The 12250-nt window shown below is 28.0% G+C and carries 9 protein-coding genes; 7 read left to right on the top strand and 2 right to left on the bottom strand.

Annotated features, from left to right (window positions below):
- The first annotated feature begins 57 nt into the window (after nt 1–57).
- From HMPREF2852_RS08750 to HMPREF2852_RS08735, 4 genes are all read left to right on the top strand, one after another.
- Nucleotides 58–1443, top strand: a complete 1386-nt coding sequence (locus HMPREF2852_RS08750) for a MocR-like pyridoxine biosynthesis transcription factor PdxR (RefSeq protein ID WP_070607772.1) — start codon at nt 58–60, stop codon at nt 1441–1443.
- Between the two features lie 157 nt (nt 1444–1600).
- Complete coding sequence (locus tag HMPREF2852_RS08745; RefSeq protein ID WP_070607769.1) at nt 1601–2194, top strand: TetR/AcrR family transcriptional regulator; 594 nt, start codon at nt 1601–1603, stop codon at nt 2192–2194.
- Nucleotides 2191–4254, top strand: a complete 2064-nt coding sequence (locus tag HMPREF2852_RS08740; RefSeq protein WP_070607766.1) for an efflux RND transporter permease subunit — start codon at nt 2191–2193, stop codon at nt 4252–4254. Before HMPREF2852_RS08745 ends, HMPREF2852_RS08740 begins: the two co-directional genes overlap by 4 nt.
- A gap of 9 nt (nt 4255–4263) precedes the next feature.
- Nucleotides 4264–6570, top strand: coding sequence for a YhgE/Pip domain-containing protein (locus tag HMPREF2852_RS08735; protein WP_070607763.1), 2307 nt, complete (start codon nt 4264–4266; stop codon nt 6568–6570).
- Nucleotides 6571–6734: 164 nt separating this feature from the next.
- Here HMPREF2852_RS08735 and gltA read toward each other — a convergent pair whose 3' ends face one another.
- Both gltA and HMPREF2852_RS08725 read right to left on the bottom strand, forming a co-directional pair.
- A complete protein-coding gene (gene gltA, locus HMPREF2852_RS08730; RefSeq protein ID WP_070607760.1) occupies nt 6735–8126 on the bottom strand; it encodes an NADPH-dependent glutamate synthase in 1392 nt (463 codons plus the stop codon).
- Nucleotides 8113–8955, bottom strand: a complete 843-nt coding sequence (locus HMPREF2852_RS08725) for a sulfide/dihydroorotate dehydrogenase-like FAD/NAD-binding protein (protein ID WP_070607757.1) — start codon at nt 8953–8955, stop codon at nt 8113–8115. Before HMPREF2852_RS08725 ends, gltA begins: the two co-directional genes overlap by 14 nt.
- A 118-nt stretch (nt 8956–9073) precedes the next feature.
- Between HMPREF2852_RS08725 and HMPREF2852_RS08720 the strand changes: the two genes are divergently transcribed.
- The 3 genes from HMPREF2852_RS08720 to HMPREF2852_RS08710 all read left to right on the top strand — a co-directional run.
- On the top strand, nt 9074–10843 hold the full coding sequence (locus HMPREF2852_RS08720; RefSeq protein ID WP_070607756.1) for an ABC transporter ATP-binding protein: 1770 nt from the start codon (nt 9074–9076) through the stop codon (nt 10841–10843).
- Between the two features lie 51 nt (nt 10844–10894).
- Nucleotides 10895–11659 (top strand): J domain-containing protein, encoded by a 765-nt coding sequence (locus tag HMPREF2852_RS08715; protein WP_070607752.1) that lies wholly within the window; start codon nt 10895–10897, stop codon nt 11657–11659.
- A 64-nt stretch (nt 11660–11723) separates the two neighbouring features.
- A partial coding sequence (locus HMPREF2852_RS08710) for a threonine/serine exporter family protein (RefSeq protein WP_070607749.1) occupies nt 11724–12250 on the top strand: 527 nt, incomplete at its 3' end.

The raw sequence follows: 12250 nt of genomic DNA, 5'->3' as shown, positions 1-12250 counted from the left end.
TATATGATAAACTGTAACTAATAAAAGTAACAAAAAATAAAAAAATGAGGGTTACAGATGTATTTAAATTTACCAAATGACAAAAAATATTTATATGAACAAATATATGAAATTATAAAAAATAAAATAATTAATGGAGAAATAAAAGAAGACGAAAAGCTCCCATCAATTAGAAATTTATCAAAAGATATTAATGTTTCAAAAAATACAATAAAAAAAGTTTACTATAAACTTGAAGAAGAAGGCTACATTTATGCAAAAGATAAAAGTGGATTTTATTGTCGAAAAATTGATGATTTAATTATTTTGAACAAGAAGGAATTGAAAAATAATAAAATAGATGATGAAAAAATAAAATATGATTTTTCAATTAGCGGTGTTGATTATGATAATTTTCCATATAAAGTTATGCAAAAATATATGAAAGAGGCAATAAATAAATATGATATAAAAATTTTGGACAAGGGTTCCTATAAGGGATACGAGCCTTTGAGAAAGGCTATAAAGACTTATTTGAAAAATTCTAGAAATATTATTACAAATTCTAGAAATATAATTATTTCATCATCAACTGAACATTTATTTTCTATGATAAAAAAACTTCTCACAGACCAGACTCTTTTTGCTTTTGAAAATCCTGGTTATGCTTTTGGAAATAAATTTTATACTTATGATTTGAAAAATCCAATTCCTTTGGATTTGGATGATGAGGGTGTAAAAATTGATAAGCTAAGAGACCTAAATGCTTTGTGTTTATTTGTAACCCCTTTTCATCAATTTCCGATGGGTACAGTTATGTCGATACAAAGAAGAATTGAATTATTAAATTGGGCATCTCTTTCAAAAGATAGGTATATAATTGAAGACGATTATGATAGCGAATTTAAATTTAAGGGTTATCCAATAGAAAGTTTAAAAGCAATGGATAAAAATTCTGATGTTATTTATTTTGGTTCATTTTCAAAATTAATTGCGCCATCAATGAAAATTTCTTATATGGTTTTGCCAGATGATTTATTAAAAAAATATGAAAATAATTTTAAAGATTTATCAAATACAGTTTCAAATTTTTTGCAAAAAGCTTTGGCATCTTTTATAAGAAGCGGAGAATTTGAAAAGCATATAAACAGGATGAAAAATATTTATTATAAGAAATTTAATTTTATAGTAAAAAAATTAGAAGAAATTGAAGAAATTTCTTTTCCAACAAAGGCAGATTCTTTAAATTTGCTTATAAAAATTGATAAGTCTGTAGATATAAAAAAATTTAATGAAGTTTTAAATGAGAAATCTTTAAGACTAATTAATTTGAATAGATTTTCTTTTAGAAAGGCTGGAAAAGAGAATTATTTTATCTTAGGGTTTGCAAATTTAAGTAAAAAAGAAATTAATGAAGGAATAGAAATTATTAAATTTGCCATAAAAAAATCAAAAATGTATTAAACAAAAGCTTGATTTCATAATGTTTATGTAATAATAAAAAAATTTTAAAATTTTTTACAAAAAATAGTTGAACATCGTTCAGGAAGTTGTATCATATAAATGTAGCAACTAATGAACGGTGTTCATTTTATATTATTATATAGGAGTAGATTAATTTATGAGTGATGTAGAAAATAAAAAAGAAAAAATTATGGATGCAGCCCTGAAAATTTTTCAAGAAAAAGGTGCTGAAAAAACTTCTGTTAGAGATATTATGACAGAAGCTGGATATGGTTTAGGTACTTTTTATTTGTATTACACAGATAAAAATGATTTGGAAGAAAAAATGGTTTTAAATATTGGTACACAGATTATTTTAAATGCTGAAAAAATGTGCAAGGAAACTGATCCAATTGAAAGATATATTTCTTTTGTAAACTATATAATTGATTATTTGATTGCTCATCCTTTTGAGCTAGATCTTTTGAGCAAAAATATTACTTGGACTCTTTATACAAAAATTGAAAATGATTATGGTCTTAGCGAAGCGGATTCGACTTTAAAATATATTTTAAATAAATATGATAATCTATTTTTAACAAATCATACGGAGTCGCAAAAACTTTATATACTTTCTCTAACTCTTGAAATTATGATGTCTACTTGTAAAAGTGCTGTATTGGAAGAGTCAATTTTATCAATTGATGAAATGAAACCAGTTTTATTTGCTATTATTAGAAAAATTTTCGATAGAATAGGAGAGAATAAATGAAAAAAATAACGAAATTTATTTCGCATCATCCTAGACTTGTTTTATTAATAATGACTTTATTATTAATACCTGCTTGGTTTGGATACAAGAATACTGGCGTAAATTATGATATTTTGTCATATTTGCCAGCTGACTTAGAATCAACTCAAGGGCAAGAAATTCTTGATAAAGATTTTAAAAATGCTGCCACGGGCATGCTTCTTTTGAAAGGTGATGATTATGATGCTGATAAACTTAAAAATGAAATTTTAAAGGTTGATGGTGTTGAAGATGTAATTTCTAAATCATCAATTGTTGGAGATAGCATTCCAAATGAGTTTTTACCTGATGAGATAAAAGATATTTTTTATTCTGAGGATTGTACTTTGCTTATGGTTAAATTTAAAGAAAGCTCATCATCTTTTAGGACTATGAAAGCTATTGAAAATATTAAAAAAATAGAATCCAAGGAGAAATTTTTAAGTGGTATGAGTTCACTTGTAAAAGATACAAAAGATTTAATAGATCACGAAACGCCAATTTATGTTGCCTTGGCAGTAGCTTTGGCTTTGATTATTTTATCTCTTACAAATGAATCAACTATCATACCATTTTTATTTATTTTGAATATTGGATATGCAATTTTATATAACTTTGGTACAAATTTATTTTTGGGAGAAATTTCTTATATAACAAAAGCTATTGCGGCTGTTTTGCAACTGGCTGTAACTACAGATTATTCTATATTTTTATATCATAGATACGTTGAAGAAAAGAAAACTAATGATGATAAGAATGATGCGATGGATATAGCTATTCAAAAAACTGTATCATCAATTTTTGCATCATCACTTACAACTTTTGCAGGATTTATTGTATTAATTTTAATGCGTTTAGGACTTGGAAAAGATATAGGTCTTGTTATGAGTAAGGGTGTTTTATTGGGACTAATTTCAACTGTTGTAGTTCTACCACCAATGATTTTGATTGTAGAAAAAATAGTTGCAAGATTTAATCATAGAATATTTTTACCATCATTCGACAAGACATCAAATTTTGTACTAGGTCATAAAAATGGATTATTTATTGCATTTTTGATTTTGTTTATTCCTGCTATATATGGAGCAAGAAACACAGATCTTTATTACAATCTTGATAGGTCTTTGCCACAAGATTTGGATTCAATAGTTGCTTTAAATAAAATGAAAAAAGATTTTAATATGGCTTCTACGCATTTTGTAGTTGTTGATGATAAATTAAGCAAAAAAAATGTAAAAGGACTTGTTGATGAATTAAAAGATGTTGATGGAGTAAATAGTGTTTTAAGTTTAAATTCATTTACAGGACTTACCTTACCAGATAGCGTATTGCCAGATAAAATAAAAGATAATTTCAATAAAAATGGCTATCAAATGATTATGATAAATTCAAAATATCAAACAGCATCTGACAAGGTAAATAATCAAGTAGATAAAATAAATAAAATTGTAAAAGAACATGATAAAAATGGATATTTAACGGGAGAAGCTGTTTTAACAAAAGACCTTACAATTTTATCAGATAGGGATTTTAAAATGGTAAATATTGCATCAATTATTATAGTTTTTCTAATAATTGCAATAGTGTTTAAATCATTTGCCATTCCTGTGGTTTTAATTGCAGTAATAGAGCTTGCTATTCAAATAAATATGGGAATTCCATTTTATTTAGGCCAAACTATTCCTTTCGTAACATCAATCATTATTGGAGTAGTTCAATTGGGATCAACCATAGATTATTCAATCCTTATGATGGATAGGTTTATTGCAGAATATAAAGAATATAAAGAATCTAAAGATGTGGATATGTCTTTAAAATTGACAGTAAAAGAAACATCAAAATCAATTGTAACATCTGCTTTATCATTTATGGCAGCAACTGTAGGAGTAGGTTTATATTCAAAAATGGAAATTGTATCAACGATTTGTATGTTCTTGGCAAGAGGAGCAATAATAAGTATGCTTGCAATAATATTATTCCTTCCAGCCATAATAAAAATAGCATTTCCATTTATTAAAAAGACAACAAAAGGATTAAATTAGGAGGAAAATATGAAAAATAAATTAATGAAAGGATTCTCATTAGTTCTTGCAAGTTCATTATTGATGACAAATGTGGCTTATGCCAAAGATTTAAATGTTAGAAAAAATGAGACTATATATGTTACAAAAGAAGCTGATAAAATAAAAGATAAAACTGGTTCAATTTGGATAAATTCCGATAATAATATCAAAGTAAAAGATAAAACCAATTTAAAAGAAATCAAAAATTTAAAAACAGACAAAAAAGTAAATTTAGATAATGGATATATAAATTGGAATGAAGATAGCAAAGATATTTACTATCAAGGAAAAACAAATGAAGATTTGCCAGTTGATATAAATGTAAAATATTTTTTAGATGGAAAGGAAATGACCTTTGATAAATTAAAAGGAAAATCTGGACATTTAAAAATCCAAATTGAGGCTGTAAACAAGAAAAAAACAAAGGCAAAAATCAATGGGGAAAATAAAGAGATTTATTCACCATATCTTGCCCTTGCAGAAATGAATTTCAATTCAGATAAGGTAAAAAATCTTACAACAAATGATGGAAAACTTGTAAAAGATGGAAAAAATGAAATAGTAGCAGCAATTTTAACGCCAGGGCTTAAAGAAAATTTCCAAGGAATTATTGAGGCAGATAAACTTGATAATTTTAAAGACAAAGTAGAAATGGAAATGGATGTTAAAGATTACGAACCAACAGAAGTGTATGCACTTATAACTAATGAATTTTTCCAAGAAGATGTAAAACTTGATTCCTTAGATGAATTAAAAAATGGAATAAATGAATTAGAAGAAAATGCAGCAAAACTTGTTGATGGTTCAAACAAATTGGATGAAGGAAGCAAAAAATTAAATGATGGAATTGGAAAATTAAATGAGGGAGCAGGTCAATTATCCCAAGGATCAAATAAAATTGTAAGCTCATTTGACCAATTATCAAGTGCTTTTTCAAGCTTGCCAGGAAAAATTCAAACAGTAAATTCAGCAGTAAACCAACTAAATAATGGAAGCTCAAAACTTTATAATGGAGTTAACCAATATACCATGGCAGTTGGACAAATAAATAATAATATGGCAAAATTACAAGAAGGCTCTGTAAGTTTAAATAATGGAGCAAGCGAATTAGATTCGTCACTTTTAAAATTAAACAAAGGAACAACAAGCCTAAGAAATAGTTTGTTACAAGCAACAAACGGAGAAGATATAGGAAAATTGACAGATTCAATGAATCAATTATCAAATGGACTTGAAGAATTGTCAAAAGGAATTAGTCTGCTTTCTGATAATATTGGACAATTGAGTGGGGGACTTTCAAAAATTGAAGAATCTTCAAAAACATTAAATCAAGGAATAAATAATCTAAACCAAAGTGCTCAAAATGTGCCAAGTATTGATTCATCTATTCAAGATATAAATGCTCAAGCAAGCTCAATTGACCAAGTTATAGCAAATTTACAAGCAAAAAATGAAGATGGTTCACTATCAGGAGAAATTGAAAATTTAAAAGCAGTAAAACAAGGATTAAATAATGATGTAGCTTCATTAAGTGCAAATAATCAAGCAAATGCTGCTATAAAATCTGGACTTGGACAAGTAGCAAAAGGCTCATCAGATCTTACAACATCAATTGGACAAGTAAATGATGGACTCTCTCAAGTAAACACTAAATTAAATGATTCAAAAACAAAAATACAAACATCATCAGAAAAGCTTGCACAAGGAAGTAAAAAAATAGGCGAAGCTTTGTCAAAAAGCAATATTAAAAAATTACAAGATTCAGTAGTAATGCTTGATGAGTCAACAAAACAAATTAAAGCTGGATCAGAAAAATTAAAAAATGGAACACAACAAAACCAAGATGGAGTTAATAAACTTTCTAATGCAATTAGCCAATTAGACACAAATTCAGAAGAATTAAGAAATGGATCAGCATCTCTTTCTAGTGGCTTAAAACAATTCCAAGAAAGATCAAAAGCTCTTTCACAACTTGCAAATATAAATGAAATAGCAATAAATCCAATGGCAAATGGAATCAAACAATTAGATAATGGAATTAACAAATTGAGTGATTCTACAGGTCAACTTAAAAATGGAAGTGACGAATATGTTTCATCATTTGGAAAATTCAAAGAAGGACTTAGCGATTACAAGACAAAAGGAATAGATAAATTAGCTGATAAATCAGAAGATGTAACAGAAATTAGCGAAATTCTAGACCAAATGTCAAAAATAGCAAAAGAAAATAAATCAATAACAGGAACAAGTGATAATTTCGAAACAAAATCAAGAATAATCGAAAAAATCAAATAAAATATAAAAGAAAAATCCGATTACACGATAAATAATCTGTGAATCGGATTTTTATTTTTTCTAAAAATATAATTAAAAAATTTTAAAATTAAAATATCTAGAGATGATGTAAAATTAAAAATTTAATTTGGATTTTAAGATTTCATCATAAGCTAGGTTTAAATTTATTTTGCTTTATTTTTTATATATTTATCAATATTTTCAGCAGCTTTTTTACCAGCTCCCATTGCAAGAATTACAGTTGCAGCACCACTTACGGCATCTCCTCCTGCAAAAACTCCATCCTTGCTTGTCATTGTAGAATCGTCAATTATAATTCCACCCCAAGATTCGGTATTTATATCATCATTTGTTTGTTTAATAAGTGGATTTGGAGATTGTCCTATTGAAACAATTACAGAATCAAAATCAACTTCTTCATATTTTCCAGTTGGAACAGGACGTCTTCTTCCAGATTTATCTTCTTCGCCTAATTCCATTACTTCTAATTTAACTTTTTTAACCCAACCATTTTCTCCTTCAATTTCTACAGGATTATGGAGGTTCATAAAGTTAATTCCTTCTTCTTTTGCGTGGTGACTTTCCTCAGCTCTTGCTGGCATTTCTTCAAAACTTCTTCTATAAACAACAGTTACGTCAGCGCCCATTCTTTTTGCAGATCTTGCCGCATCCATTGCTACATTTCCACCACCAACTACACAAACTTTTTTTCCTATATGAACTGGTGTGTCATATTCTGGAAATTTATATGCTTTCATCAAATTCATTCTTGTTAAAAATTCATTTGCTGAATAAACTCCGTTTAAATTTTCTCCTTCAATTCCTAAAAATTTTGGAAGACCTGCTCCAGTTGAAACATAGACTGCTTCAAATCCTTCTTCAAATAATTCATTAATTGTTTTTGTTCTTCCAATAATTGTATTTCTTTGAAGTTTAACTCCAAGACCAATTACATTTTTCAATTCTTTTTGAACCAAAGTTTTTGGTAACCTAAATTCTGGAATTCCATACATCAAAACTCCGCCTGCTGTGTGGAAAGCTTCAAACATTACAACTTTATAACCTAATTTTGCAAGATCAGCTGCACAAGAAAGTCCAGAAGGACCAGATCCAACAATGGCAACTTTTTTATTTTGTCCTGTAACTTCTGTTGGTTTATTATATTCTTTATTCATGTGATAGTCTGCTACAAATCTTTCAAGACGACCAATTCCAACTGGCTCGCCATTTCTTCCTCTTGTACAAACTCCTTCACATTGATTTTCTTGTGGACAAACTCTACCACAAATTGCTGGAAGGTTATTTGTTGATGAAATAATTTCGTAAGCTTTATCCAAATCTCCTTCAACTACTTGATGAATAAATTCTGGAATTCTTACAGAAACAGGACAGCCTCCCATACAAGGTTTATTTTTACATTGAACACATCTAAGTGCTTCTTCTTGAGCCATTTTTAAATCATAACCAAGAGCAACTTCATCAAAATTTTTATTTCTAACATTTGGATCTTGTTCAGGCATAGAAACCTTTTGTTTATTCATATTAAATTTTGCCATTTCTCATATCTCCTGTTAGTCTACAAATGTGTTCTCTTTCTTCTTGTTGGTAATTTCTTCCTCTGTTCATAGCTTCATCAAAATCAACTTCAAAAGCATCAAAATCTGGTCCATCAACACAAGCAAATTTCATTTCACCACCAACTGTTACTCTACAACAACCACACATTCCTGTTCCATCGACCATAATTGAGTTTAGTGAAACAATAGTTGGTATGTCATATTCTTTTGTTACAAGGGCAGTATTTTTCATCATAATCATTGGGCCAATTGCCAAAACAAGATCATATTTTTTTCCATTTTCAATATTTTCTTTTAAAACTTCAGTAACAAATCCTTGTTTGCCATAAGAACCATCGTCGGTTGTAATGTATAAATTGTCAGAAGCTTCTTTTAATTCATCTTCAAGAATTATTATGTCTTTATTTTTAAAGCCCATTATTACATCAGTGTGAGCTCCAATTTTATGTAAATATTTTGCTTGAGGATAGGCAATAGCTGTTCCCAAACCTCCACCAATTACACAAACATTTTTTCCTTTATATTGATCAAGTTCAGTTGGTTTTCCTAAAGGACCAACAAAATCTAAAAATCCATCGCCTGCTTTTAATTCGTTCATTCTAATTGTTGTTCCTCCAACAATTTGAACAATTATTGTTACATTTTCATCATCAGTTTCTGAAATTGTAAAAGGAACTCTTTCGCCTTTTTCATCTATCCTTAAAATTATAAATTGACCAGGTTTTGCTCTTTTTGCAATATCTGGAGAATTTACAACAAATTTAATGGTTGAGTCATTAAGATTTGTTTTTTCAATTATTCTTGCCATTATTCCTCCTTATGTGTCTTTATTAATATTCTAACAATTAATCTAAAAAAATCAAGTGAATAAGTTTAAATTAATAGTAGAATACTATAGTATAAAAATATTAAATCAAGGAGGAGAAATGGAAAAAAGAACTTATTCTGATAAAGAATTAATTAAAAAATTTATTCCTTATTACAAGGATTACAAAAATATTTTGGCTATTGATTTATTTTCTGCATTTTTAACAACTGTTTGTGAATTGATTTTACCAATTATTTTATCATCACTTACAGATCATGCATCAAATTCTAGCCTAACATATTCAATTATTTTAAAATTAACTTTAATATATACTCTTACAAAACTTGTCGAAGTTTGTGGAAGATATTTTATGCAATCTTACGGCCACATAATGGGAGCTCATATTGAAAAAGATATGCGACGCGATATTTTTAAACATTTTTTGACAATGTCAACAGCTTTTTTCAATGAAACAAAAATTGGGCAACTTATGAGTAGGATGACAACAGATTTATTTGATATTACAGAATTTTCTCATCATTGCCCTGAAGAATTTTTTATCGGTTTTATAAAACTTACGATTTCTTTTGTAGTTTTGATGACTATAAATATTCCTTTGACTTTAGTTTTGTATATAATAATTCCACTTATGGTTTATGCTGCAAGAATTAAAAGAAGAGCTTTTTCAAAATCTGTTAAAAGTGAGAAAAAACAAATTGGAGAAATTAATGCAAGCATTGAGGATTCTCTTTTGGGAATAGACGTTGTAAAATCTTTTGCAAATGAAAATTTAGAAAAAGAAAAATTTAAAAAGGGAAACGACAAGTTTGTAGATATTAAAAAAGTAAAATATTACAATATGGCATCTTATAATATGATCAACCAATTATTTGCAGGAAGTATGTATGCAGTTTTAATTATTATTGGAGGAAATTTTGTAATAAAAAATTTGATGAGTCCAGGAGATCTTGTTGCTTTCGTTTTATATTTAAATACAATAATTGCAACTGTAAACAGGCTTGTAGAATTTACAGATCAATATCAAAAAGGAATTACAGGAATTGAAAGATTTTATGAAGTGATTAATTTGAAATCTGATATTTTTGATAAAGAAAATGCGAAAGAACTTACAGGTGTCAAGGGAGAAATTTCCTTTGACCATGCTTATTTTAAATATCCAGACCAAGATGAAAAAGATTCTTGGATTTTGGAAGATATTAATTTTAACATAAATGTTGGAGAAAATGTCGCTCTTGTTGGGCCATCTGGAGCAGGCAAGACTACTATTACAAAACTTATTCCAAGATTTTATGAAATTAATAAGGGAAAAATATTAATTGATGGCAAAAATATAAATGATTTAACTCTTGATTCTTTGAGAGATAATATTGGAATTGTGCAACAGGATGTGTATTTGTTTGGAGCGACAATCAAAGAAAATATTTCTTATGGTAAAAAAGATGCCAGTGATGAAGAAATAATAAGAGCAAGTAAGCTTGCAGGAGCTTATGATTTTATTATGGAGCTTTCCGATGGCTTTGACACTTATGTTGGAGAAAGAGGAGTAAAACTTTCTGGAGGGCAAAAACAAAGAATTTCTATTGCAAGAGTATTTTTGAAAAATCCACCAATTTTAATTTTGGATGAGGCAACTTCATCTTTGGATAATACAAGTGAGGCTATAGTTCAAGATTCTTTGGAAAAATTATCAAAGGGAAGGACAACTTTAACAATTGCCCACAGGCTTTCTACAATTATTAATGCAGATTCAATTTTAGTTTTAACAGAAGATGGGATTGTTGAAAGAGGAAATCACAAAGACTTGCTTGATAAAAAAGGAATTTATTATAAGCTTTATAATTCTAATAATGAGGAGCTTTTTGGCTAGTAGACAGATAAAAATAACTTGGGTATAATCAAGATAGATTGGAGAAAAAACGTGAAAAAAATATTTGGAAAATTTATCCATGGACTAGCAAGCGTATTAAATTCTATATTTAATTTTTTAATAAATATTTTAAATGCAATAGTTACAGTCTTTGAAGGTTTAAGCCAAGTTATAATGCTAATAGGGTGTTCAGTAATATTTGTACTTCCTTTGTTTTTTATAGCTATACCGCCTGAACTTTTTACTATTTTTTTGATAATAGCAGTAGTTCCATTTCTAGGAAAATCTTTCATTTCTCTTTTGAGATATGGAAATTATACTTTGATAGAATGGATGTACGATAAGGCTGATACTTTAATTTCTGGAAAGAAAAAAGGCTTTGATAATTTATCAGATTATGCAAAAAAATATAAGCTAGACCAAGAAAGAGAAAGAAGAAGACAAGCTGAAGAAGAAAGACAAAGAAGACAAGAAGAAATGAATCAAAGATTTGAGGAATTTTTTCAAGGTTTTAATTTTTCGGGATTTGATTTTGACGAAAGAAATTTTAATGGGAGATACAATACAGGTTCTTATCAAAATGGCGGTTTTGTAAATGACCTTGGGTTTAAAGAAAAATATCAAAAAGCTTGTGATACTTTGGGAGTATCATATACAAGCGATCAATATGAAATAAAACTTGCCTACAGGAAACTTGCAAAAAAATATCATCCAGACATAAGCCAAGATCCAAATGCAACAGAAAAATTTCAAAAAATAAATGATGCTTACGATTTTCTTTCATCAGATAATATAAATAAATACAAAAATATGTAAAATTTTTTTAAGTAACTTTCCTTCAATTTTGGAAAGTTACTTTTGTATTGAAAAGGATAATAAAATGTATAAAGAAGATGATATAAATAAATTACTTGAAATAACATCAAGGGCAGGAGCTATGATGTTAAAAAATGGAGCAGAAATTTATAGGGTTGAAGACACAGTCGAAAGAATAATAAGATCAATTTATGATGCAAGCGACATAGATGTTTTTGCAACCTTTAATGCTTTAATGTATTCCTTTAATGTTGATGGCAAAACTTATGCAAATGTTAAAAGAGTAAAAAATAGAGGAAATAATTTAATAGTTGTAGATAGGGTTAATTCATTTTCTAGAAAATTTTGTAATCACGAATTAAATCTTGATCAAGCTTTGATGGAACTTGATAATATTAGAAATACTACAATTATTGATCCGAAAATTGCAATTATCGGTGCAGTTCTTGCATCTACTGCTTTTCCAATTTTGGTAAATCCAAAAGATCCAATTTTTTTAGATCTTCCAGTTACATTTCTTGTATCATTATTAACTTTTCTTGTATATAGAAATATTGAAAAGAAAATGTATGGATATTTTATTGATAATTT

The organism is Anaerococcus sp. HMSC065G05 (genome assembly GCF_001812365.1).
In the GTDB taxonomy this organism is placed as follows: domain Bacteria; phylum Bacillota; class Clostridia; order Tissierellales; family Peptoniphilaceae; genus Anaerococcus; species Anaerococcus vaginalis.
Note: the sequence above shows the minus strand (reverse complement) of the source record. Positions and strands in the feature narration are given on the sequence as shown.

Bases quoted from the DNA above. Each gene is read 5' to 3' on its own strand.
- HMPREF2852_RS08750 (WP_070607772.1), top strand. From the start codon at position 58: ATGTATTTAAATTTACCAAATGACAAAAAATATTTATATGAACAAATA.
- HMPREF2852_RS08745 (WP_070607769.1), top strand. From the start codon at position 1,601: ATGAGTGATGTAGAAAATAAAAAAGAAAAAATTATGGATGCAGCCCTG.
- HMPREF2852_RS08740 (WP_070607766.1), top strand. From the start codon at position 2,191: ATGAAAAAAATAACGAAATTTATTTCGCATCATCCTAGACTTGTTTTA.
- HMPREF2852_RS08735 (WP_070607763.1), top strand. From the start codon at position 4,264: ATGAAAAATAAATTAATGAAAGGATTCTCATTAGTTCTTGCAAGTTCA.
- gltA (WP_070607760.1), bottom strand. From the start codon at position 8,126: ATGGCAAAATTTAATATGAATAAACAAAAGGTTTCTATGCCTGAACAA.
- HMPREF2852_RS08725 (WP_070607757.1), bottom strand. From the start codon at position 8,955: ATGGCAAGAATAATTGAAAAAACAAATCTTAATGACTCAACCATTAAA.
- HMPREF2852_RS08720 (WP_070607756.1), top strand. From the start codon at position 9,074: ATGGAAAAAAGAACTTATTCTGATAAAGAATTAATTAAAAAATTTATT.